Source organism: uncultured Reyranella sp. (assembly GCF_945957355.1).
Classification (GTDB): Bacteria; Pseudomonadota; Alphaproteobacteria; order Reyranellales; family Reyranellaceae; genus Reyranella.
Window position 1 is genome coordinate 180177 of sequence record NZ_CAMFKM010000003.1, and the last position, 23547, is coordinate 203723.

24 protein-coding genes are annotated in these 23547 nt (G+C 66.1%); 20 read left to right on the forward strand and 4 right to left on the reverse strand.

Translation table 11 applies throughout. The features are described from left to right. The first annotated feature begins 2 nt into the window (after positions 1-2). From Q0Q48_RS06530 to Q0Q48_RS06570, 9 genes are read left to right on the forward strand one after another with little or no spacing between them, the layout of a single operon-like run. On the forward strand, positions 3-854 hold the full coding sequence (locus tag Q0Q48_RS06530) for a branched-chain amino acid ABC transporter permease (RefSeq protein ID WP_295135750.1): 852 nt from the start codon (positions 3-5) through the stop codon (positions 852-854). Then, on the forward strand, positions 851-2599 hold the full coding sequence (locus Q0Q48_RS06535) for a branched-chain amino acid ABC transporter ATP-binding protein/permease (RefSeq protein WP_295135753.1): 1749 nt from the start codon (positions 851-853) through the stop codon (positions 2597-2599). The genes Q0Q48_RS06530 and Q0Q48_RS06535 overlap by 4 nt, the downstream gene beginning before the upstream one ends. Beyond that, on the forward strand, positions 2589-3296 hold the full coding sequence (locus Q0Q48_RS06540; protein ID WP_295135754.1) for an ABC transporter ATP-binding protein: 708 nt from the start codon (positions 2589-2591) through the stop codon (positions 3294-3296). The genes Q0Q48_RS06535 and Q0Q48_RS06540 overlap by 11 nt, the downstream gene beginning before the upstream one ends. Positions 3297-3303: 7 nt before the next feature. Then, entirely contained in the window at positions 3304-4086 is a 783-nt protein-coding gene (locus Q0Q48_RS06545) for an FCD domain-containing protein (protein ID WP_295135757.1), read from the forward strand. A 10-nt stretch (positions 4087-4096) separates the two neighbouring features. Continuing rightward, a complete protein-coding gene (locus Q0Q48_RS06550; RefSeq protein WP_295135760.1) occupies positions 4097-5326 on the forward strand; it encodes a VOC family protein in 1230 nt (409 codons plus the stop codon). Between the two features lie 35 nt (positions 5327-5361). Beyond that, positions 5362-6327 (forward strand): tripartite tricarboxylate transporter substrate binding protein, encoded by a 966-nt coding sequence (locus Q0Q48_RS06555; protein ID WP_295135762.1) that lies wholly within the window; start codon positions 5362-5364, stop codon positions 6325-6327. A 47-nt stretch (positions 6328-6374) separates the two neighbouring features. Beyond that, positions 6375-8711: a xanthine dehydrogenase family protein molybdopterin-binding subunit gene (locus tag Q0Q48_RS06560; protein ID WP_295135764.1), complete on the forward strand. Its 2337-nt coding sequence runs from the start codon at positions 6375-6377 to the stop codon at positions 8709-8711. A gap of 4 nt (positions 8712-8715) precedes the next feature. Next, on the forward strand, positions 8716-9573 hold the full coding sequence (locus Q0Q48_RS06565; RefSeq protein ID WP_295135766.1) for a hypothetical protein: 858 nt from the start codon (positions 8716-8718) through the stop codon (positions 9571-9573). A 15-nt stretch (positions 9574-9588) separates the two neighbouring features. Next, positions 9589-10458: a fumarylacetoacetate hydrolase family protein gene (locus Q0Q48_RS06570; RefSeq protein WP_295135769.1), complete on the forward strand. Its 870-nt coding sequence runs from the start codon at positions 9589-9591 to the stop codon at positions 10456-10458. Positions 10459-10467: 9 nt separating this feature from the next. On the opposite strand, the gene Q0Q48_RS06575 is transcribed toward Q0Q48_RS06570, so the two are convergent. Next, positions 10468-11415, reverse strand: coding sequence for a hypothetical protein (locus Q0Q48_RS06575; RefSeq protein ID WP_295135772.1), 948 nt, complete (start codon positions 11413-11415; stop codon positions 10468-10470). 108 nt (positions 11416-11523) lie between these two features. Here Q0Q48_RS06575 and Q0Q48_RS06580 point away from each other — a divergent pair, with 108 nt between their 5' ends. Further along, a complete protein-coding gene (locus tag Q0Q48_RS06580) occupies positions 11524-12453 on the forward strand; it encodes a fumarylacetoacetate hydrolase family protein (RefSeq protein WP_295135774.1) in 930 nt (309 codons plus the stop codon). Between the two features lie 94 nt (positions 12454-12547). On the opposite strand, the gene Q0Q48_RS06585 is transcribed toward Q0Q48_RS06580, so the two are convergent. Next, a complete protein-coding gene (locus Q0Q48_RS06585; RefSeq protein WP_295135776.1) occupies positions 12548-13000 on the reverse strand; it encodes an Hsp20 family protein in 453 nt (150 codons plus the stop codon). Between the two features lie 319 nt (positions 13001-13319). Between Q0Q48_RS06585 and cysG the strand changes: the two genes are divergently transcribed. The 4 genes from cysG to Q0Q48_RS06605 are packed head-to-tail and all read left to right on the forward strand — an operon-like array spanning position 13320 to position 17079. Next, on the forward strand, positions 13320-14669 hold the full coding sequence (cysG, locus tag Q0Q48_RS06590; RefSeq protein ID WP_295135779.1) for a siroheme synthase CysG: 1350 nt from the start codon (positions 13320-13322) through the stop codon (positions 14667-14669). Continuing rightward, a complete protein-coding gene (locus Q0Q48_RS06595) occupies positions 14669-14983 on the forward strand; it encodes a DUF2849 domain-containing protein (RefSeq protein ID WP_295135782.1) in 315 nt (104 codons plus the stop codon). Before cysG ends, Q0Q48_RS06595 begins: the two co-directional genes overlap by 1 nt. Further along, a complete protein-coding gene (locus Q0Q48_RS06600) occupies positions 14976-16649 on the forward strand; it encodes a nitrite/sulfite reductase (protein WP_295135784.1) in 1674 nt (557 codons plus the stop codon). The genes Q0Q48_RS06595 and Q0Q48_RS06600 overlap by 8 nt, the downstream gene beginning before the upstream one ends. After that, positions 16636-17079: a DUF934 domain-containing protein gene (locus tag Q0Q48_RS06605; protein WP_295135786.1), complete on the forward strand. Its 444-nt coding sequence runs from the start codon at positions 16636-16638 to the stop codon at positions 17077-17079. The genes Q0Q48_RS06600 and Q0Q48_RS06605 overlap by 14 nt, the downstream gene beginning before the upstream one ends. On the opposite strand, the gene Q0Q48_RS06610 is transcribed toward Q0Q48_RS06605, so the two are convergent. Continuing rightward, the gene (locus Q0Q48_RS06610) at positions 17080-17463 is read right to left on the reverse strand and encodes a hypothetical protein (protein WP_295135788.1); all 384 of its coding nucleotides are present in this window, start codon (positions 17461-17463) and stop codon (positions 17080-17082) included. It lies immediately after the preceding gene. Positions 17464-17731: 268 nt separating this feature from the next. Here Q0Q48_RS06610 and Q0Q48_RS06615 point away from each other — a divergent pair, with 268 nt between their 5' ends. Together Q0Q48_RS06615 and Q0Q48_RS06620 are read left to right on the forward strand one after the other, a co-directional pair. After that, positions 17732-18073 (forward strand): ArsC family reductase, encoded by a 342-nt coding sequence (locus Q0Q48_RS06615; RefSeq protein WP_295135789.1) that lies wholly within the window; start codon positions 17732-17734, stop codon positions 18071-18073. A gap of 250 nt (positions 18074-18323) precedes the next feature. Beyond that, positions 18324-18539: a bacteriocin gene (locus Q0Q48_RS06620; RefSeq protein WP_295135791.1), complete on the forward strand. Its 216-nt coding sequence runs from the start codon at positions 18324-18326 to the stop codon at positions 18537-18539. Positions 18540-18541: 2 nt separating this feature from the next. Here the strand turns inward: Q0Q48_RS06620 and Q0Q48_RS06625 are convergent, their stop codons facing one another. After that, complete coding sequence (locus Q0Q48_RS06625) at positions 18542-18877, reverse strand: DUF2794 domain-containing protein (protein WP_295135794.1); 336 nt, start codon at positions 18875-18877, stop codon at positions 18542-18544. Positions 18878-19039: 162 nt separating this feature from the next. Between Q0Q48_RS06625 and Q0Q48_RS06630 the strand changes: the two genes are divergently transcribed. The 4 genes from Q0Q48_RS06630 to Q0Q48_RS06645 all read left to right on the forward strand — a co-directional run bounded on the left by Q0Q48_RS06630 (position 19040) and on the right by Q0Q48_RS06645 (position 23545). Beyond that, on the forward strand, positions 19040-19687 hold the full coding sequence (locus Q0Q48_RS06630) for a tetratricopeptide repeat protein (protein ID WP_295135797.1): 648 nt from the start codon (positions 19040-19042) through the stop codon (positions 19685-19687). Between the two features lie 4 nt (positions 19688-19691). Continuing rightward, on the forward strand, positions 19692-21029 hold the full coding sequence (locus tag Q0Q48_RS06635) for a PQQ-binding-like beta-propeller repeat protein (protein ID WP_295135799.1): 1338 nt from the start codon (positions 19692-19694) through the stop codon (positions 21027-21029). Continuing rightward, positions 21016-22452, forward strand: a complete 1437-nt coding sequence (der, locus tag Q0Q48_RS06640; protein WP_295135801.1) for a ribosome biogenesis GTPase Der — start codon at positions 21016-21018, stop codon at positions 22450-22452. Before Q0Q48_RS06635 ends, der begins: the two co-directional genes overlap by 14 nt. Before the next feature lie 226 nt (positions 22453-22678). After that, positions 22679-23545, forward strand: a complete 867-nt coding sequence (locus Q0Q48_RS06645; RefSeq protein WP_295135804.1) for a xanthine dehydrogenase family protein subunit M — start codon at positions 22679-22681, stop codon at positions 23543-23545. Positions 23546-23547: the final 2 nt, after the last annotated feature.

A 23547-nucleotide genomic window follows, 5' to 3' on the forward strand; every position in this document is an offset into this window, starting at 1 on the left:
AGATGCCAAGTGCCACGCTTCTCGGCCAGGCGCTGATCTCGGGCGTCCTGGCCGGCGGGATGTACGGGTTGCTGGCGCTGGGGCTCAGCCTCAGCTGGGGACTGCTGCGGCTGGTCAACCTCAGCCATTTCGCGCTGGCCTTCCTCGCGGCCTACCTGACCTACGAATTGGGCACGACCTATCACGTGGCGCCTTGGTGGTCGGTGCTGCTGATTGTGCCCGCGATGTTCGCCATTGGTCTGGCGCAACACTGGGTCTTCGTCCGCTTCAAGGTGAACGAGCTGGGGTCGCTGCTGATCACCTTCAGTTTCGCCGTCATGCTCGAAGTCGGCATCCAGCTCTACTGGACCGCCGACTATCGCCGCTTCGAGACGCACTACTCGACTTTGTCGATCAAGGCGGGGCCGTTCTACATCCCGGTGCTCGAGCTGATCCTCTGCCTCGTCGCAGGCGTGCTGTCCTGGGGGACCTGGCTGTGGCTGCGCAAGACCTATGTCGGGAAGGCGCTGCGGGCGAGCGCCGAGGATGCCGACATCGCTGCCGCCTATGGCGTCGATCATCGCAGGCTCGCCTACCTGCTCTCGGGCATCGGTGCGGCCTATGCCGGCATCGCCGGCACCTTCATCGCCCTGATCGCGACCCTGGCGCCGGCCCAGATCTGGGCCTGGCTGGGCGTCGTCTTTGCGGTGGTGATCATTGGCCGGCTGGGCAATCCGCTGGGCGCGCTGTTGGCCGGCCTGCTGATCGGCGCCAGCGAATCGATCGCCATGGCGGTGCTCAGCCCCGCCTGGGCGCCGGTCGTGTCCTTCTCGGTGCTGATCGCCATCCTGCTGTGGGATCCGGAGTGGTCATGACGGCCGGACAGACCCTTCCCAAGGCCGCCGCGGCGCTCGGCATCGTGGCTTTTGCAATCCTGCCGACCGCAGGCCTGCCGGCCTTCTACGATTCGTTCTTCTATCTCGTCTTCTTCTGGGTCTCGCTGTCGACGAGCTGGGCGCTGCTCTCGGGCTTCGCAGGCTATTTCAGCTTGGGCCATGCCGCCTTTTTCGGGGTCGGCATGTACACGACCGCGACGCTCACGACCAAGGCGGGTATGCCGTTCCTGGCCACGGTGCCGCTCGCCGCGGCGATGGCGGCGCTGCTGGGCGTTGGCATCGGCGTCGTTGTGTTCCGCATGAAGCGGCTGCGCGGCGAGCTGTTCGCGCTGCTGACGCTTGCGGTCACCTTCGTGATCGCCACGATCATCCTCAACACGCCGATCGACGGCGGTGCCGGCGTGTTCATGAGCGCCGTACCACTGCCGCATCTGATGCCGACCCAGACCGGCACGATCTATATGCTGGGCTTCGCGATGTGCGTGCTGACGCTTGGCGTCGCCTGGTGGGTCGCTCATTCGCGGCTGGGCCTCGGCCTGTTCGCCATCCACGACGACGAGGACGTGGCCGAAGCCAAGGGCGTGCCGACCTTCCGCTACAAGCTGATCGCCTTCGCGCTGTCGTCGGGCATCGCCGGTGCCGTGGGCGGCATCCACGCCATGTATGTCGGCTTCCTCACGGTGGGCGGCACGTTCGAACTCACCGTTCCGCTTTACGTGGTGCTGATGAGCGTGCTGGGCGGCTCGCGCAACTGGTTTGGCCCCGCCGTCGGTGCCACGATCATCACGACCCTACTCTACGCCTTCATCAGCGGCGGCGAGGCAATGGTGGGGCGCGCGATCGTCGCCCTGATCCTGATCCTGGCCATCCTCTGGCTGCCGGACGGCATCGTGCCGGCGGTCAAGACGTGGCTGAAGCGGCGGCGGCCCGCCGAGGCGAAACCACATGCTGCCGTGGTGCCGGTCGTGCCGGCCACGCCGCCCCGGATCGGCACGCGCAATATTCTGGAGGCGAGGGGGGCGGCGAAGCGGTTCGGCGGCCTGCAGGCGCTGGCGGGAGTCGATCTCGACGTGCGGGAGGGAGAAATCCTCGGCCTGGTCGGACCCAACGGCTCGGGCAAGACGACGCTGATCAACGTCATTTCCGGGTTCTATCCGCTGACCGGCGGTACGATCACGGTCGACGGGGCGGAGATCGGTCATCTGCCGGCGCATGAAATCGCGCGGCGTGGCGTGGCCCGCACCTATCAGATTCCGCGGCCCTTCACGAACATGACCGTGCTCGACAATGTGGCGATGGCCGCGACCTTCGGCGGGCCGCAGCGCACGGCGGCCGAGATCAGGGACGAGGCGCTGCACTGGATCGGCTTCACCGGCCTTGCCGGCAAGGAAGAGGCGTTGCCGGCCGAGCTGAACCTGCACGAGCGCAAGTTCCTGGAACTGGCGCGCGCCTTGGCGGCCAAGCCCAAGCTGCTGTTGCTCGACGAGGTCCTATCGGGGCTCAATCCAGCCGAGGTCGACAATGCCATCCGGCTCGTGCGCGCGATCCGGGCACAGGGCGCCACCATCGTGTTCGTCGAGCATCTCATGCGGGCCGTGGTCGAACTCTCCGACCGGGTCGCCGTCCTGAACGAGGGCAAGCTCTTCGCCCTGGGCGCCCCGCGCGAGGTCATGCGCGATCCTAGGGTCGTCAGCATCTATCTCGGCAAAGCCTATGCTGCTTGAAGTTCGCAACCTCCATGTCGGCTATGGCGATGCGCCCGCGGTGTGGGACGTGTCGCTCGATGTCGATGCCGGCGAGATCGTCTCGGTGATCGGGCCCAACGGCGCGGGCAAGACGACCTTGATCAATGCGATCGCCGGCATGTTGCGCTCCCGCCAAGGGGAGCTGCGCTTCGACAGCGCCGACATGAGGAAGGTTCGCGCCCACGGCTACTGCGGTCACGGCATCGCGCTGGTGCCCGAGGGGCGGCGACTGTTCACCAAGATGACGGTCGAGGAGAACCTGGAGCTGGGCTGCTATCTGCCCGGTCCCCGCAACGCGCGGGCGCAGTCGCTGGAGCGGGTCTACGACCTGTTCCCGATTCTGCGGCAGAAGCGCAGCCAGCCGGCCGGCGAGCTGTCGGGCGGGCAGCAGCAGATGGTGGCGATCGGCCGTGCCCTGATGGCACAGCCGCGCATCGTCCTATTCGACGAGCCGTCGCTTGGACTCGCACCGACCATCGTCGACGACATGTTCGACATCATCGTCCGGGTCCGTGACGAGGGCGCCGCGGTGCTGCTGGTCGAGCAGAACGTGGTGAAGGCCCTGAGCGTCGCCGACCGCGCCTACGTGCTGGAGCAGGGGCGCATCGTGGCAACCGGACTGCCCGATGAGCTCATGAAGCAGCCTCACATTCGCGAAGCCTATCTGGGAGTTTGAAGCGATCATGGCCAAGATCCTTCCCGCTGCTCCGTTCGAGGGCGCCAACGAGAACCTGGCGGCAACCACTGCGCCGCAGGATGTCAGCCGCGAGGATGCCGCGACCTTCGATGTCCTGCGCAAGATGCGCGAGGACATCCTCTGCTGCGTCCTGAAACCCGACCAGAAGTTGAAGTTCGGCGAGCTGCGCCAGCGCTACGACACCAGCGTCGGCACGTTGCGCGAGGCGCTGTCGCACCTCGTGTCGGAGGGGCTGGCGCGCACCGAAGCGGGGCGCGGCTTCCAGGTTTCGCCGATCTCGCTCGCCGACTTCCTCGATCTCTCCGAACTGCGGGTCTATCTCGAGACCAAGACGCTGGCCGACGCGATCCGACACGGCACCGATGCCTGGGAAGCCGAGATCGTCAGCTCGTACTTCCTGCTGAGCAAACTCGGCGCCCCCAAGCAGGATGATTCTCTGTCGGTGAAGCAGGAGTGGGGCAAGCGCCACAAGCGCTATCACGACGCGCTGGTGGCGACCTGCCGCTCGCCCTGGTCGCTGCATTACCGCAGCGAGCTGTTCGACCAGGCGCGCCGCTACCACTGGCTGACCATGATCCACAGCCGGCTGCATCGCCGGAACGAGCATCTCGAGATCCGCGACGCCGTGCTGGCGCGCGATTCCGATCTCGCTTGCTCCCTTATGGAGCAGCACATCCGTACCACGGTCGAGCAGGCGGTCGCCGACGTTCCGGGGTTGATCCGCGGCAATGCCCGTGTGCTGAAGCCCGGCAAGCGTCGAAAGAGCTAGGGAGGGAAATATGGACACGATTCAGAAGGCAGCGAGTTACGATGTCGGCGGCGTGCGCTATCCGCGGCCGTTCAAGATCCGCCGTCTCGGCCATTTCGGCTTCAACGTCGCCGACCTTGAGAAGGGCCTCGACTTCTATTCTCGGCTGCTCGGGTTTCGTGTCACCGACACGCGCGACTTCTCCAAGGTGCCGGGACGCGAGGAGATGGCGAAGCGGCTGCAGGATCCGCGCATCGTCTTCATGAGCCACAATTCCGACCATCACGCCTTCCTGCTGGCGCACAAGTCGCTGGGGGCGATCTTCGGCGACGACGCCGTCTCGCGCGACGTCACGGTGAACCAGATCACCTGGCAGGTCGGCACGATGGACGAGGTCTTCGCCGCCGCCGATTACTTCCGCGAGCGCGACGTGGAGATCCGCCGGGTCGGCCGCGACATGCCGGGCAGCAACTGGCACACCTACATCCGCGACCCCGACGGCCACACTGTCGAACTCTACTACGGCATGGAGCAGATCGGCTGGGACGGCCGCTCCAAGCCTGAGTCGATGTACTACCGCGCCTTCCGCGAGACGCCCGAGCTGCCGCAGATCTCCGAGGAGCAGGAGGTGCGTGATGCCATCGCCAAGGGCATCGACATCAACGCCGGCAACGTCATCCAGGATCGCACCGGCGAGGAATATGTCGTCGCCGGCACGCGCCTGCCGCGGCCGTTCAAGGTCACGAGCATCGGCCCGATGAGCCTGTTCGTGGCCGATGTCGGTGCCTCTGAAGCCTTCTACACGCAGACGATGGGCTTCATCCGCACGGAGGTCGTGACCTGGAAGGGCCATCGCTGCGTCTTCCTGCGCAACGGCAGCGAGCACCATTCGCTCTCGCTCTTCCCCAAGGCATTGCGCGGCGAGCTGGGACTGAACTCGGAGACGAGCTGCGCGTCGATGGGCGTCGAGGTCGGCAGCTACCAGCAGCTGCGCGATGCGGTGAAGTTCCTCAAGAAGAACGGCGTGCAATTCACCGACGCCATTCCGCCCGAACTCTATCCCGGCGTCGACTATGCCGCGCACATCCTCGATCCGGCCGGCCATTGCATCATGCTGCACTACTACATGGAGCGGATCGGCTGGGACGGCAAACCGCGTCCGGCCGAGCTGCGCCGCAAGGTCGGCAAGGACTGGCCTGAGGCGATAGATCCGATGTCCGACACCTACGCCGATCAGACGTTCATGGGACCGTTGGGATAACGACGGCCCGAATAATAAAAACAGGAGGAGGAAACATGAGACGCAGGACCTTGCTGATGTCTGCCGCGGCGGCGACGGTCGGCGCCCCCGCGATTGCGCGTGCGCAGGCCTACCCGTCGCAGACCATTCGCCTGATGCACGGCTACGATGCCGGATCCAACCCTGACACGATCGCCCGCCATCTCAGCGTGCCGCTGATCGAGATTCTCGGCCAGCAGATCGTCATCGAGCCGAGGCCCGGTGCGGCCGAGCGGCTGGCGGCCACCCAGATCGCGCGCATGAAGCCCGACGGCTACACGCTCTACCTGATGACGGGCGGGCAGGCCGTGGTGTCGGCGACCGACCGGAGCCTGTCCTACGATCTCCTGAAGGACTTCGACTTCATCTCGATCGTGACGCGCTTTCCCTTCGTCCTCTGCGTAGCGCCGGATTCGCGCTTCAAGACGGTGCGGGCCTACTTCGATGAAGCGAGGAACGAACCCGGCAAGATCACCTACGGAACATCGGGAGTCGGCTCGACCCTGCACATGGCCATGGAACTCATTCTGGCGAAGACGGGGATCAAGATGGTCCACGTTCCCTACAAGGGCGGCATGGGAGCGCCGTACAACGACCTGGTCGGCGGCCGGCTCGACATGCATATCGCCACTTTCTCCAGCGCGCAGCCGCTGATGAAGACGGACAAGATGCGCGCGCTCGCGGTCACCTCGAAGGAACGGCATCCGGGCTTCAAGGATGTCCCGACGATCGCCGAGACGCTCGTGCCGGACTACGACGTCGTATCATGGCTCGGGTTCACCAGCCCTGCCGGCCTGCCGCCCGCCATCAGTGACCGCCTTTACGAGGCGTTCAAGCAGGCGATGGCGCGGCCGGAGGTGAAAGCCAAGCTGGAAGAGCTGGGCAACGACACGCAGGTCACCAGTCCGGCCGAGTTCCGGGCCCGCGTTGAGGCGGACATGGCGCGTTGGCGCCCGCTCGCCCACGTCGTCAGCCAGTCCTAGAGTCAGCCAGTCAGAGAATCGGATAGGCGTTCGCGGGAGAGACCTTCATGAGCAAGTATGGAATCGGCCAGCCTGTATTGCGTTTCGAGGATCCGCGCCTGTTGCGCGGACAGGGCCGCTTCGTCAACGACGTGAACCTGCACGGACAGGTCTACGCGGTGTTCGTTCGCTCTCCACACGCCCACGCGAATATCCGCGCGATCAACACCGAGGCCGCAAAGGCGGCCCCCGGTGTTCTCGCCGTCTACACAGGCCACGACGTGGTGGCCGACGGGCTGGGCATGCCCAAGGCCAACATGCCGAGGAAGCGGCCCGACGGTAAGCCGATGTTCGCGCCGCAGCGGCCGGCGCTGGTCGTCGATCGGGTGCGCTACGTCGGCGACCCGGTGGCGATGGTGGTCGCCGACACGCTGGCCCAGGCCAAGGATGCGGCCGAGCTGGTCGAAATCGACTACGAGCCGATCCCGTCGGTGACATTGACCGAGGACACGGTGAAGCCCGGGGCTCCGGCCGTCTGGGACGACTGTCCCGACAACATCTCCAACTTCGTCGAGCGCGGGAACAAGGCGGCGACCGAGGAGGCGATCAAGGGCGCCGCGAAGGTCATCAGGCGCCGCTACGTCATCACGCGCGTACACGCCCAGTACATGGAGCCGCGCGGGACGCTGGGCGTCTACGACCAGGGCGAGGACCGCATGACGCTCTATGCGGACGTGCAGTATCCCCATCGCGTGCGCAACATGCTGGCGCAGAACGTGTTCAAGGTTCCCGAGAGCAAGATGCGGGTGATCACGGGCGACGTCGGCGGCGGCTTCGGCACCAAGGGATGGCAGTATGTCGAGCATCGCCTGACCCTGTGGGCCGCCCGCAAGCTCCTGCGGCCGGTCAAGTGGTGCTGCGAGCGCTCCGAGGCGGTGATGGCCGACGAACATGGCCGCGACAATGTCGGCGAGCTGGAGCTGGCGCTCGATGCGGACAACAGGTTCGTGGCACTGCGCCTCAACATGCTGGCCAACATCGGCGCCTATGTCGGCTCCGACCGCAATCTGCTGTCGCCCTTCGGCATGATCGGCACGGTGCTGGGCGTCTACCTGATCCCCAAAGCCTACATCAATGTCGTCGGTGTCCTCTCCAACACCAATCCGACGGCTCCCTATCGTGGCGCCGGGCGGCCGGAGGCGATCTACCTGATAGAGCGGCTGATCGACGATGCGGCGCGCGAGCTGGGGGTCGACCGGGTCGAGCTGCGGCGCAAGAACATGCTGTCGGAGGCGGCCCTGCCGTATCAGAGCCCGGTCGGACCCTACTACGACTGCGGCGAGTTCGAGAAGAACATGGACATGGCGCTGAAGCTCGCCGACGTGGCGGGCTACGGGGCGCGCGCCGAGGAGTCGAAGAAGCGCGGCAAGCTGCGTGGCCTCGGCATCATCAATGCCATCGAGCAGGCGGCTGGCACGGCGCAGCCCGAATATGCCGAGATCCGCTTCAACCCGGCCGGCACGGCGGCGCTGCTGATGGGCACGAAGGCCCAGGGCCAGGGCCATGAGACCATGTTCAAGCAGATCCTGAACGAACGCCTGGGCATCGATCCCAACGACGTGCAGTTCATCGACGGCGACACCGATCGTGTGGCCTTCGGCATGGGCACCAATGGCTCGCGCTCGACGGTGCTGGGCGGGTCGGCGCTGTTCATGGCGGCCGAGAAGGTGATCGAGAAGGGCAAGCGGCTGGCTGGCCATCTCCTGGAGGCGGGCGAGCAGGACATCGAATTCACCGACGGCATCTTCAAGGTCAAGGGAACCGACAGGACGGTGTCGCTGAAGGCCGTCGCCATGGCGGCGTTCAACCCGACCAAGTGGCCCAAGAGCGGTTTCGAGGGCGGCCTTTACGAGAACGCAACCTATCTCGGCGAAAAGGACACTTACCCCAACGGCTGCCACATCTGCGAAGTGGAGGTCGATCCTGAAACCGGTGAGGTGAAGCTCGATCGCTATGCCGTGGTCGACGACGTCGGCACGGTGATGAACCCGATCGGCCTAAAGGGCCAGATCCATGGTGGCGTGGCGCAGGGCGTTGGCCAGATCCTGGGCGAGCAGGTCGTGTGGGACCGCGAGAGCGGCCAACTCCTGACCGCGAGTTTCCTCGACTACACGATGCCGCGCGCGGACATGATGTGCAGTATGGAGGTCAAGTCGAACCCCGTGCCGACCAAATACAATCCGCTGGGCGCCAAGGGCGCGGGCGAGGCGGGGACGGTGGGTGCCATGCCTGTGGTCATGAATGCGGTGATCGACGCGCTGGCACCGCTCGGCGTCCGCGACATGGTCATGCCGGCCACGGCGCAGAATGTCTGGCGCGCCATCCAGGCGGTGAAGGGGGCTTGAGGTCATGGGGCAGATCGTCGGCGCGGCCATCGTCTCGCACCATCCAGGCCTGGTGCAGCCGAAGGAGATCCGCGTCCAGCGCGGCAACGGTCGCGATTCCGACCTGGTCGAGGGCTTCGATCGCGTGCGGGCGAAGATCGACGAGGTGAAGCCCGACACGTTCGTGCTGTTCGACACGCACTGGCTCACCACGTCGCTGCATCTCGTGGCGGGGGCGGCGCATTACAAGGGCAGCTACACGTCCGACGAGTTGCCTTTCTCGATGACGCGCTTCCCGTACGACCATGCCGGTGCACCGGCGCTGGCCGCCGAAGTCGAGAAGGTGGCGCAGGAGAGGAAGGTCGCGGCGCGCAACGTCGTCGAGGAGACGCTGCCGATGCATTACCCGACCTTGAACGTGATCCACTACCTGGGGCGCGGCGAGAAGGTGCTGAGCGTCGGAACCTGCCAGACCGCCCGGTTGAAGCACTTCCTGCAGATGGGCGAGGTCGTCGGCGAGGCGATCCGGCGCTCCGATGCTCGCGTCGTGCTGCTGGCGTCGGGCGCGATGAGCCACAAGTTCTACGATCTCGACCATGTGCCCCCCCATCCGCGCGTTTGGCACCCCGACAACGTGTCGGAGCCGGAGAACCGCGCGCTCGACATGGAGGTGCTGGAGCTCTGGAAGGAGGGGCGCCACGACACGGTACTCGACCGCTTTCCCGAGCTGGAGGCGGCCAAGTACGAAGGCCGTGGCGCGCACTACGCGCAGATGATGGGGGCGCTGGGCGGCAGGGATTGCCGTGCCCGCGGCACGCAGCTCTCGGAGTACGAGAACGCGGCCGGTACCGGCAATGTCCATGTCTGGTTCGATGTTCAGTGAGGGGAGTCAAGTGAGATGAGCGTACTCGAGGGACCGCGCAAGGAAATCCGCCACGTCATCAAGGATGGCAGCGCCTATTGGGTCGAGTTCAAGGACGGCAGGATCGTCTTCGCCGACGGCCGCACCGCTGACGAGAAGGACGTCGTTCACCTGCCGCCGTGCAATCCGACCAAGATCCTGTGCGTCCATGTGAACTACATTTCTCGCTACTACGAGTTCAACAATACGCACACCCCGCCCAAGACGCCGACCTACTTCCAGAAGCCGCTGACCGCGCTCAACGCGCACAAGGGCGAGCTGGTGAAGCCCAAGGGCTACAAGTACGTGAACTACGAAGGCGAGATGGCCGTCGTCTTCTCCAAGGTCACCAAGAACGTGAGCCGGGAGGAGGCCTGGGATTGCATCGCGGGCTTCGCACCCGCCAACGACTTCGGCTGCCACGACTTCCGCGACACCGACGCGGGCTCGATGCTGCGCGTGAAGGGCATGGACGGATTCTGCCCGATCGGGCCGGGCCTGGTGTCGGGCGTCGACGTGCGCCAGTCGACACTGCGCAGCTACAAGAACGGCAAGATGGTCCAGGAAGGCGCGGTCAGCGAGCAGATCTTCGACTGCGGCTACCTGATCGCGGACCTGGCGCGCCACATCACCTTCCTCCCCGGCGACATCCTGCTCACCGGCACGCCCGCCAACTCCCGCCCGCTGGAAGCCGGCGACACGATCGACATCGAGGTGACGGGAGTCGGACGCCTCTCGAACACGGTCGTGGAGACGCCGGCGCCGCGCGCCTCCGAGGGCTTCCCGCCCAGCCCCGACAGCGAGGGCGTGCGCAAGGTGGCGCTCGGCAACGAGGAGCGCCTGCCCGACAAGTTCAAGACGAAGTAGGGCGCGGCCTCAGGGGCTGGCGTGACCCAGGAAACGGTCCGGCGGCCGGTCGCCCCATTGCGACTGGAAGCCTTCCTCGGCGCTGAGCAGGTTGCCGCCATTGGCCGCGTTCAGGCGGTCGGTGTCGGCCCAGCGTTCATGCACGCGGCCCCAGGGATCGCACCAGTAATCGTAGACCTGGCTGCCCAGCAGGTGGCGACCGATGCCCCACATATGGTCGTACTTGCCGAGGCGCTTGATGTACTCGTGGTCCTGGAAGACGCAGTCGATGTCCTGAACCTCGTAGGAGACGTGGTTCAGGCCGGCCTTCGGATTGTGATTGCAGAAGAAGACATGGTGATCGACATAGGCGTCGCCGCGATCGAGCCGGTTGAACGATCCGATGATGTTGTCCGCGGTCCCGGCATAGACGTCGTCGGAGCGGATCATGCCCAGCGTCTCGCGAAACCAGGCTACGGTGTCCGTGACCCTGGGCGACGAGAGCACGCCGTGTCCGATGCGCTGGATCGATGTGGGCGACTTGCCGAGGCGCATCACGCGCCCGACCCGGCGGCCGGGCTCGCGGGCCGTGTTGTGCTCGTCGCGGGCGACCTTGATCGGTTCCACGCGCTTCTGCCCGGACACGACTTCGATCTGGTACCCGTTGGGCTCGGTGAGGCGCACGCGCCTGCCACCGCCCGGCTCGTCGATTGTCTCGATGCCCGAGGCGCCGGGCAACCGGGAGAGGCGCTCGAGATCGTCCTCGTCGGCGGCGTGGTAGGCGAAGCCGATGAACTTCGTACCGCCCTTGTGCACGACATGAAGGTGATGATGATCGTCGGTGCCGCGCATGTAGAGTGCAGTCGGTGTGCGCTCGGCGCGGATCAATCCGAAATGGGTAAGGAACTCCTCCATCTCATCGAGATCGGGCGCTTCCGTCCGGGGCCAGGCAAATTCCGCAGCCTTGATTACGGCCATTGTTTCCTCCGTTCTTTGGAGGAACGCTAGACCCGCCGTCCGACCCTGAAAAGGTGGAAACCGTGTTCGCTGCCGTCGCCGTCGAATTTTCGTAGAGGGAGAGAAGAAGTGAAGATCTGTTATTTCAATGACTATCGCCTGGGCGTCATCAAGGGCGACCAGGTAGTCGACGTGACCGACGCCGTGAAGGACATCCCGCATCTCGATTCGCGGGATCTCATCATCGGCCTGATCGCCAGGTGGGACGCCTATAAGGCGAAGGTCGAGAAGGCCGCCGCCGAGGGCAAAGGCGTGCCGGTGTCCGGCGTGAAGCTGCGTCCGCCGGTGCCGAAGCCCGGCAACATCGTCTGCATGGCGGTGAACTACATGGAAGACGGCACCTTGCCGGAGAAGCCCGCCATCAACGCCTTCCACAAGGCCGCGACCGCGGTGATCGGTGACGGCGACACGATGGTGCTGCCCGATGCGCCGGCCACGATCTTCGAAGGCGAGGCGGAGATGGCGCTGGTCATCGGCAAGCGCGCCACGCGGGCGACGCAGGCCGACGCCTTCAAGCACATCTTCGGATACACCTGCTTCATCGACGGTTCGGCCCGCGGCCTGCCGCCGCCGGGCAACGTCTTCTTCCAGATGAAGTCGCGCGATACCTTCGCGCCGATCGGCCCGTGCATCGTCACCGCCGACGAGATCGCCGATCCGCAGAACCTGAACATCACGCTGACCAACAACGGCACCGTGATGCAGAAGTTCAACACCTCCGACATGGCGCATCACATCCCGCGCATCATCGAGTGGGTGAGTTCAATCCATACGCTGGAGCCCGGTGACATCGTTGCGACCGGCACCAACCATCGCGGTCTCCATTCATTCATGGATGGGGACAAGATCGAGCTGACGGTCGAGAAGATCGGCACGCTGAAATTCAGCGTGAAGGACGAGCTGAAGCGCACCTGGGCCCGCACTACGCGCCTCCAGCACAAGGAGAAGGGCGGCGAGGGCCCGCACACACCGCAGCTCACGGGCAAGTACGCAAAGTAGAGCGACGCGCTGGCCGTAAGTCAGGCCTCAAGACAAAGAAAGGGCGCCGCGGTGTCCCGCGGCGCCCCTTCGGAGACAGCAGGCTGCTGCCTGCTTAGTGGGTGAGGGCCGCCTGGCCGCTACCGGCCTGGACGGGGATCGCGCGGGGCTTCTTCTCCTCCGGGATCTCACGCTGCAGCTCGATCGTGAGCAGGCCGTTGGCGAGCTTCGCACCCGTGACCTTCACATGGTCGGCAAGCTGGAAGCGGCGCTCGAAGTTGCGGCCGGCGATGCCACGATAGAGATACTGCTTCTCGTCCTGGCCCTGGGTCGGCGCAGCCTGGCCGGTGACCAGGAGCTCGTTCTCCTTCTGGGTCACGTTCAGCTCGGCTTCGGCAAAGCCTGCAACCGCCATCACGATCCGGTAGGCGTTATCGCCAGCCTTCTCGATATTGTACGGGGGATAGCCGTTGGCGCCGGACTGGCTGGCCACCGAGTCGAGCAGGTCGAAGACCCGGTCGAAACCAACGGTGGCGCGATAGAACGGGGAATAGTCGACAGTACGCATATTGATCATCCTCTCTTGAGCGATGTTGGATGTCCCAGCCCCGGATGGGCGCTGGGAACGACAGTGATTTGGGGGCGGCGAGGGCCGCTTCAAGGGCGATAAAAATTTCCTTCCGGAGGCCTTGAACGGCAGGAATTGCTTCCTTCCGGAGAACCTTCGGAAATTCAACTCATGGCTAATGTGCGAGATATCGCCAGATCAAAGGCGGTAACCGCATGTCCAAGTTCATTCCCCGTTCCGAAGCTGCTTTGTGGGTCCTGTCGGTCTCGCAGGCCGCCGGCATGCTCGCCCTCAACATCGTCCTGCGGGTGGCCGTGTCGTGAAGCACCTGCCGCTCTTCTTCGATCTCACCGGGCGCAAGGTCGCGGTGGTGGGCGAGGGTCCGAAGGCGGACTTGCGAGTCGAGCTGGTGCGCTCCGCGGGCGCCGATGTGCGCCGGCTCGACGCCCGTTCGGTCACCGCAAAGGATCTGCAGGGCGCCGTGGCAGCCTTCGTGGCCACCGGCGATGAAGCCGCCGACGCCGCCGCGTATCGGCAGGCGAAGGCCGCCGGCGTTCCGGTGAACGTGGCCGACCGGCCGGCGCTCTGCGACTTCATCATGCCCGCCATCGTCGATCGGGACGGTGTGGTCGTGGCGATCTCGACCGGCGGGGCGTCGCCCACCCTTGCGACGGTGCTGCGTGGCCGGATCGAGGCGGCGCTGCCGGAGCGGCTGGGCGTGCTCGCCCGGTTCGCGACGACCTTCCGGGCGCAAGTCAATGCGCTGATCGCCGACCCCGCCCATCGTCGCGCCTTCTTCCGCCGCCTGGTCGAGGGACCGGCGGCACGCCTGGCCCTGGCCGGCGACGAGGCCGGTGCGCGCCGCGTGGCGCTCGGCGACCTCGATGCGGCGCGCCGCCAGATGACGCCGTCCGGCATCGCCCACATCGTGGGCGCGGGGCCGGGCGATCCCGATCTCCTGACGCTCAGGGCAGCGCAGCTCCTGCAGGAAGCCGACGCCATCCTGCATGACGATCTGGTGCCGCCAGCGGTGCTGGCGCGGGCGCGGCGCGACGCCGAGATCGTCTCCGTGGGCAAGCGCAAGGGCCGTCCGAGCTGGGCCCAGGCAGACATCGATGCCGAGCTGGTCCGCCGCGTGCGCGCCGGCCAGAACGTGGTGCGCCTGAAGGCCGGTGACCCGTTCGTCTTCGGCCGCGGCGGCGAGGAAGTCGATGCGCTACGCGAGGCCGGCCTTGCCTACACGGTCGTGCCGGGCATCACCGCCGCGCTGGGCTGCGCGGCGTCGGCCGGCATTCCGCTCACCCACCGCCGCCGCGCCTCGGCGGTGACCTTCGTCAGTGGGCACAGCGCCAAGGACGGCAGGCAGCCGGCATGGGCATCGCTCGTCGGCGAAGGCCACACGCTCGCCATCTACATGGGCGCCACGGAAGCTCCCGCCGTGCGCGACCGTCTGCTGGGCGCCGGCGCCGATCCTTCCACGCCGGTCGCGATCGTCGAGAACGGCACGCGGCCCGACCAGCTTGTTTCGACCGGCCGGCTCGGCGACCTGGCACGGCTCGCCGCCGCCCACGCCCAAAGCGGCGCGGCCGGCCCCAGCCTCATCATCGTGGGCGACGTCGCGGCCTATGCCGCAGCGTCCCAAAAACCTTCGCTCGCAAAGGTGTCCTGATGGCCAAGAATCTTAGCGGCGACCTGCAGGTCGCATCTGCCAACCGTCTGGTCGACGGCATGGTGGTCTGGCTCGACGAGGCCGGACAGTGGACCGATCGCCTGGAGCATGCCGCGATCTCGCGCGACAAGCGCAGCGCCGAGATCCTGCTGGAGCGTGCACGCGTCGAGGCTTTCAGCGTGGTCGAACCGTTCCTTGTGGCAGTGACCGAGGACGAGGACGGCACGATCGAGCCGCTGTCGTTGCGGGAAAAGATCCGCGCCTCGGGCCTCACCTTCGATGCCATCGCGGCCGATGCGGTGCGCTATGCCTGATACCCATTTCTATCGGTACGACGACTACGATCGCACGCTCGTCTCCGAGCGCGTCGACCAGTTCCGCGACCAGGTGCGCCGCCGGCTGGCGGGCGAGCTGACCGAGGAGCAGTTCAAGCCGCTGCGTCTGCACAACGGCCTCTACCTGCAGCTCCACGCCTACATGCTGCGGATCGCCATTCCCTACGGCACGCTGTCGTCGCGCCAGCTGCGCAAGCTGGCAGACATCTCGCGCAAGTACGATCGTGGTTACGGTCACTTCACGACGCGACAGAACCTGCAGCTCAACTGGATCAAGCTGGAGGACGCACCCGACGCGCTGGCGGCCCTGGCCGAAGTCGACATGCATGCGATGCAGACCTCAGGCAACTGCATCCGAAACGTGACCGCCGACCACTATGCGGGGGCGGCGATCGACGAGATCGAGGATCCACGCATCTGGGCCGAGATCGTGCGCCAATGGTCGACGTTGCACCCCGAGTTCACCTTCCTGCCGCGCAAGTTCAAGATCGCCATCACAGGATCGCCGAACGACCGCGCCGCCGTGCGCGTGCACGACATCGGGTTGCGCCTGTGGCGCAACGAGCAGGGCGAAGTCGGCTTCGAGGTCATCGTGGGTGGCGGCCTTGGCCGCACGCCGATGATCGGCAAGACGCTGCGCGAGTTCCTGCCGAAGGAAGAGCTGCTCGCCTATCTCGAATCGACCTTGCGCGTCTACAATCGCTACGGTCGTCGCGACAATCTCTACAAGGCCCGCATCAAGATCCTGGTGCACGAGGTCGGCGTGGAGAAGATGCGCGAGGAGGTCGAGGCCGAGTATGCCGCGAACCGCGACGGCGCACTCAGGCTGCCGATGGAGACCATCGAGGCCATCGCGCGCCAGTTCGCACCACCCGAACTGCCGCCGCGGCCCGCGACTTCAGGGTTGGTCGAAGCCCAGCGTTTCACCGACCCGCACTTCGCTCTGTGGCTCAAGTCCAACGTCGCGCCGCATCGCGTGCCAGGTTATGCCATCGTGACGGCTTCTCTGAAGCCCGCCGGTGCGCCCCCGGGCGACGCCAGCGCCGCCCAGATGGACGGGGTCGCCGACATCGCCGAGGCCTACAGCCAGGCCGAGCTGCGGGTCAGCCACGAGCAGAACCTGATCTTTCCGCACGTCGCGGTGGACGACCTGCCGCAGGTCTACCGCTCGCTGACGGCTCTGGGCTTCTCGGAAGCCAATGTCGGCAAGATCACCGACATCATCGCCTGCCCGGGACTCGACTACTGCGCGCTGGCCAATGCGCGTTCGATCCCGGTGGCGCAGCGCATCTCGAACCATTTCGCGAGCCTCGCGCGGCAACACGATATCGGCGACCTGAAGATCAAGATCTCGGGCTGCATCAATGCCTGTGGCCATCATCACGTTGGCCACATCGGCATCCTCGGCGTCGATAAGAACGGCGTCGAGCTCTACCAGATCAGCCTCGGCGGCGACGTCGACTTTGGCAGGACGGCGATCGGCGCGATCCTCGGGCCGGCCGTGACGGCCGACAAGGTGGTCGAGGCGGTCGATGCCCTGGTCGCCACCTATCTCGACGCCCGCCAGACGGGCGAGCGCTTCGTCGATACCTACCGGCGCATCGGCGCCCAGCCCTTCAAGGAGAGAGTCTATGGCTCTGTATAGCGAAGCGGGTCTGCCCGCGTCCTACGTTGCCCTGCCGTTCAGCGAGTGGCAGCAGCGGCCCGAGTGGCCGGCGGCGTCGCTGGCCAACACAGATCCGGTCGAGGATCTGGCACCCCATGTCGGCCGCCTGCGCCTGATCGTGCTCGAGTTCCCCAGGTTCAGCGACGGTCGCGCGTACAGTCAGGCGCGTCTGTTGCGCGGCCGGCTCGGTTACCGCGGCGAGTTGCGTGCCACCGGCGGTGTTCTTCAGGACCAGATCGCCTTCATGCTCCGTTGCGGGTTCGATTCCTTCGAAAGCGAGCAGAAGGGGTTCGGCGAGGCGCTCGCCCGGGCGCGGACCCTGTTCAGCGTTGTCTATCAGCCGGCCGAGGACGATCAGGTGCCTGTTTCACTTCGTCGACTGGGGCGCGACACCGCCGCGGCGTCCTGATCAGGCGTCGCTGCCGTCGGGCTGAGAGTGGAGCCACTCCAGGGCTTCGTCGACCGAATCGAAAATCTTGGCCTGTCCGGTAAACTTGCCCAGATTGATGAAGCGCCGGGCCAGGTCGGCGCCAAGGCCAGGCCGGGGGATCAGCGCAAGAGGTCCGCGATTGGCGAGGCTGGCGTAGGCTGCCGCGCGCGCAGCAAGGGCCATGACGTCCTGGTCGTCATAGGTCCCGTCGCCCTGGCTGCCATCGAACAGCTTGCGATAGGTAAGTGCGTTCTGAGCCACGACGGTATCGGTGAAGGCCTCGACGTCCTTCAGCGCGATGACCCCCATCACCCGGGCATGGACGAAGCGCTTTTCGTGATCGATCGTGTACTCGATAGGCATGGGCGGACTTTAAGCAAACCCCGCGGCGATCGTCGAGCCGCTTGGCGGTCCGATGGGCTCCCGCCAATAGCCGGAAGCGACGGGATCAGGGGAGTGGCGGGTGCCGTGTTGGCGCGCATCGGGCTGGTGCGCGCGCGCTTCAGGCCTCCGCGCAAATTATCGTGAGCTTCCGCACAGGACACGCTTACACCCCCTTGGCCTGCTGGCCTTTCGGTGCCGGATCGGGAAGGGACTGGACGCGCAGCCTTGAGTTCGGGATCTTCGATGCATGACCACGATCTACGGCATCAAGAACTGCGACACGATGAAGAAGGCGCGCGCCTGGCTGGACAAACGGGGGATCGCCTACGACTTCCACGACTACAAGACGGCCGGTATCGAGCGCGGCCGGCTCGAAGGCTGGGCCGCCAAGGTTGGCTGGGAGGTTTTGTTGAACCGCGCAGGCACGACTTTCCGCAAGCTGCCCGACGCGGACAAGGAAGGGCTCACCGAGAGCAGGGCGATCGCGCTGATGGTCGCGCAGCCCTCGATGATCAAGCGACCGGTGCTCGAGTCCGACGGCAGGCTGTTCGTCGGCTTCAAGCCCGAGCAGTACGAGACCCTCGCCTAGGCGGCCTCGGCCGCGGTCAAGCAGGCTTGGGCGGGCGCTCGTGCTGTCGGGCTGCCACGGTCGCGGCCGGGGCGCTCGGCGCTTGCGATGAGGAAAATGCCAAATATCTATTATAATTCAATTAGATAATTGATATAATTGACATTTCGAAGGAAATCGCGAAAGATCAAGTCATAAGGCCTTGCTTGGCCACGATAATTGATTTCTGAAGGCTGCTATCGCGGCTCCCCTCATTTATTCGAGGTCCAAAATGAAGATCGCTGTTTCGCTTTTCGCCCTGCCGCTCGCTCTTTCCGTTGCCGCCTGCGGCGATACCTGGGGTGAACGCGCCGTGACAGGCGGCGGCATCGGCGCGGGTACGGGCTTGGCCGTCGGTGCGATTGCGGGCTGGCCGCTGGTGGCGCCGGTTCTGGTTGGCACCGCGGTCGGTGCCGGCATCGGCGCGGCGACCACGCCGAAGAAGTAGCACTATCCCCGCAGCAGCTTGAGCTTGCGCTCGAAGACGCACAGCACGTCTTCGAGCGTCTCGCCGTGCGCCAGTTTGCGCGGTCCGTTGTAGACCATGTAGGAGCCGCCACTACCGCCGCCCGGCACCTTGGCGATGGCGAACAGCGGCTGCTCGGCGGTGTGGCGGAAGATCGAGAAGATCGCCATACCTGGCCGGAAATCGATGGCGTAGTCGCGCCATTCTCCGGTTGCCACACGCATGCTGTACAGACCGAGAAGCCGCGACAGTTCCCGCTTCTCGAACGAGACGATGCGGCGCCGGGCTCGCTGATCGGCCAAACGGTACAGGTTGGTCATGCCACCGCGACTTCGAACATGTCAGTGATGTGAATTCTTGCAGAACCGCCTGTGGGGGTAAAGCGTCCTGCGCCCCCATTCGGTTGTTTGCCAAAGCTCGGACGGGGGGCTATGAACCGCCGCTGAAGCTGTTGATATTCCGCGATATTCCGGGAGCACTCTGTGTCCGACTCCGCCGCGTTCCATGAGATCGACGAGGCCGTCCGCAAGGACGAGATGAAGGAGTGGTGGAGTCGCTACGGCACCTGGGTGGTGGCGAGCGCCGTCGTGATCGTCGTCGCCGTCACGGGCTTCGTGGGGTGGCGCCAGTATGATCAGGCGCAGCGTGCCGCCGCGAGCGCCGCCTATTCGGCAGCTCTGGCGCAAATCCAGACGGATCCTGCCGCGGCGCGCGCCGAGCTGGAAAAGCAGGCGGCCAACGCCCTTCAACCCTATCGCTCGCTGGCCGCTCTCACCGCTGCGCAGCTGCGCCCCACGCTCGAGGAGCAGGTGACCGCGCTTTCCGCGGTGGCCCCAGGCCTGTCGGCGACGGAACTCACCGATCTCGCCTTGGTGATCGCCGCGTTCAAGAGCATCGACACGCCCAAGGCCGAGGAGATGGTCGCCAGGCTGGAGCCGCTCGCGGCGCCGGGCCGCCCGTTCCGGCTGAGCGTGCGCGAACTGCAGGCAATGTTGGCCGTGCGTAAGGGCGATACCAAGCTTGCGAAGGAATTGTGGAACGAGATCGCCAAGGATCCGGCCGTGCCGCAGGGCGCTTCGCAGCGCGTCTCGGCAATGCTCAATCTCCATGGCGGCGCGGAGGCGAAGTAGTCCGATGTCGAGCGTATTGCGCGTGGTCGATCCCCGTTTCCTTCTCGCTGCCGTCCTGTTGGTGGTCTCCCTTTCCGGCTGCGATATCTTCGACAAGAAGAAGACGGCACTGCCGGGCGAGCGGATTTCCGTGCTGGGCGATCGCAAGGATCTCGAGCCCGACAGCGATGTCGCGAACATGCAGGTCGTACTGCCGCCGCCGACGGTGAATGAATCCTGGCCGCAGTCCGGTGGCTTTGCCAACAACGCCATGCACAACCTGGCGGTCGGGACGTCGCCGCAGATCATCTGGACGGCTGACGTCGGCTCGGGCAGCAGCTCGAACCGCATCCTGACGACGCCGCCCGTCGTCGCGGAGGGCAAGGTGTTCGCCAAGGATGCGCAGGGCACCGTCTCGGCCTTCAACGCCGACACCGGCGCGCTGTTGTGGCGGGTCACCCTGTCTCCGGAGAAAGCGCGTGACACCGACGAATTCGGCGGCGGCCTGGCCTATTACGGTGGCAAGCTCTTCGTCACGACGGGCTTCGCCATGGTCTATTCACTCGACCCGAATACCGGCAAGGAGGACTGGCACTCGGGCGTCAGTGCGCCGGTTCGCGGAGCGCCGCTGGTGTTCAACGACCGGGTCTACGCCATCGCCATCGACAACAAGCTGCATGCGCTCGCCGCTTCCGACGGCTCCGACCTCTGGCAGTTCCCCGGTCTGCAGGAATCCTCGGGATATGTCGGTGGCAACAGCCCGGCAGGCTCGGGCGATACCGTTGTCGCGCCGTTCACGTCGGGAGAGCTCGTGGCGCTGCGGGCCGACAACGGCCGGCCGATCTGGAACGAAACGCTGATTGGCACGCGTGCCGACATCCGGGCGTTCGGCAACCTGGCCGACATTCGCGGCCGCCCGGTGATCGACCGCGGGCTCGTGATCGCGATGGGCGCGGCCGGCCAGATCGCCGGCATCGACCTCCGGTCGGGCCAGCGCCAGTGGGATCGCAACATCGGGGGCAGCCAGACGCCGTGGACGGCGGGCCGCTTCCTTTTCGTGATGACCGGCAATGCCGACGTGGTGGCCATGGTCCGCGACACCGGCAAGGTGCGCTGGGTCACGCCGCTCACCCGGTACGAGGACGCCAAGAGGCACGTGCCGGTCCTGTGGGGCGGCCCGGTGCTGGCGGGTGACCGCCTCCTGTTGACCAGCTCGCTGGGCGATCTGGTGGCGATTTCCCCCTACACCGGCGAAGTCATGGGCAAGGTCGACCTCCGTGACCGCGTGCGCCTCGGTCCGGTCATTGCAAACCGGACGATTTACGTCCTCACAGATTCCGGACGACTCATTGCCCTCCGCTGAAGATCGGCCAAACACCCACGGGCTGCGCCGGGTCGCCATCGTCGGCCGTCCCAACGTCGGCAAGTCCACGCTGTTCAACCGGCTGGTCGGCCGCCGTCGGGCGATCGTCGACGATACGCCGGGGGTCACGCGCGATATTCGCGAGCAGCCCGCGCAGCTGGGCGACCTCGCCTTCACGCTGCTCGACACCGCAGGCTGGGAAACCGCTGGCGGCGAGGCGCTCGAGGCGCGCATGCGGCGTTTCACCGAGCGCGCGATCGAGTCGTCCGACGTCGTCCTGTTCCTGATCGACGCACGCTCCGGCATCGTGCCGCTCGATGAGAGTTTCGCGAGCTGGCTGCGCAAGCGTTCGGCCAAGGTGATCTTGGTCGCCAACAAGTGCGAGGGCCGCGCCGGCCAGCAGGGGCTCGCCGAAGCCCACGGACTCGGACTCGGCGAACCGATCCCGGTCTCGGCCGAGCATGGCGAAGGACTGAGCGACCTGCACGAGGCGCTCGGCCGGCACATCGAGCCGATGCCGGAGGAGGACGAGGCCGGCGGGGCCGAGGCGAGCGATCCCGATCTCGAGGACGTGCCCGAAGGCCGGCCGCTGCTGCTGGCCATCGTCGGGCGGCCGAACGTGGGCAAGTCGACGCTGCTCAACCGGCTGGTCGGCGAGGAGCGTGTCCTGACAGGGCCCGAGGCCGGCATCACGCGCGATTCGATTCGTGTCGAATGGGAATGGCGCGGCCGCCCTGTTCGCCTGGTCGACACGGCCGGCATGCGCCGCCGCAGCCGCATCGATGCCAAGCTGGAAGCTGCCTCGGTGGCCGACTCGCTCGACACGATTCGGCTGGCCGACGTCGTGGTGGTCGTGCTGGATGCGGCCGACATGGCCGAGAAGCAGGATCTCAACATCGCCGGCTGGGTGATCGAGGAGGGCCGCGCGCTGGTGATCGCGGTCAACAAGACTGACCTGCTGGCCGATGACCAGTCGGGGGCGTCCAAGCAGTGGCGCAAGCTGCGCGACCGGCTGGAGGCGTCGTTCGCCCAGGTGAAGGATGTGCCGATCGTGGGCTTCTCGGCGCTGACGGGACGCGGCGTCGAGCGCCTGCTGCCCAAGGTCTTCGAGACCTACGAGATCTGGAACAAGCGGGTCACGACGCCGAAGCTCAACCGCTGGCTGCGCGAGATGGAGACGCTGCATCCGCCGCCGCTCGCCAGCAACGGCCGCCGCATCCGGCTGCGATTCATGACCCAGATCAAGCGCCGGCCGCCGACCTTCATCCTGTCGGTCAGCCAGCCGCAGGAGCTTGGCGCCGACTATCTGCGCTTCCTGACGAACCGCCTGCGCGACGACTTCGACATGCCGGGCGTGCCGATCCGGCTCAGCATGCGCAAGCCGAAGAATCCCTACGAGGGCCGCCGCAAGCCGCAACGATAGCGCTGAGCGGAGCTCAGCCCGGGGAGCGTCAGGACATTGCCTCCGGCAATGTCCGAGAGCGTTGAAGAAAGAGTGATCAAGGAGGCTACCTATGTCTCCGGCCGCATTGCGGCCGATGGCGCAGAGGCGCCTTGCCCCGAACCGACCTGCTGCCCTAGGCTTCATTCCAACAAAGTCGAAATAACGAGCTGCGCCGCAGCCGCCGACGGGATGAAGGGGTAGAACGATGGATGTCCATTACGTAGCGCCGAAGACGCTCGACGAGGCGGTCCGGGCGTTTGCCGCGGCGGCGGGGACCGGCCGAATCCTGGCCGGCGGGACCGACCTCCTGGTCCAGATGCGCAACGGGGTCGTTTCCCCGGGAACGATCGTTGACATCAAGAAGATCGGCGAGCTGACCACGATCGAGGAGACGAAGGAGGGGGGCTTCCGGATCGGCGCCGCCGTATCGGGTGCCGTGCTGCGAGAACACCCCAAGATCCGCAAGGTCTGGCCGGGCGTGGTCGAGGCCACCAACCTGATCGGTTCGACCCAGGTCCAGGGCCGCGCCACGCCGGGTGGCAACCTGTGCAACGGTTCGCCCGCGGGCGACAGCGTGCCGGCCATGGTCGCAGCCGGCGCCATCGTCACCATCCAGGGGCCGAACGGGCGTCGCGAGCTTCCGGTCGAAAAGGTGCCGAAGGGACCGGGACGCCTCAACCTCGAGCCGGGCGAGATCGTCGTTTCCTTCACCTTGCCGTCGCGGCCGAAGGGCTCGAGCGACGCCTACCTGCGCATGATCCCGCGCACAGAGATGGACATCGCCGTCGTGGGCTGCGGCGTCAGCCTGACGATCGACAACGGCACCTGCACCGCCGCGCGCGTGGGTCTCGGTGCCGTCGCGCCGACGGTGCTGCTGGTCGAGGAGGCGGCGAGGGCGCTGATCGGCTCGAAGCTCGATGACGCAGCGCTGGCCAAGGCCGCGGCCGCCTGCAGCGCCGCCTGCTGTCCGATCGACGACAAGCGCGGCACCATTGCCTATCGCACCAAGGTCGCCGGCGTCCTGCTGAAGCGCACCGCACTGATTGCCGCCGAACGCGCGGGAGGAAAATAAGA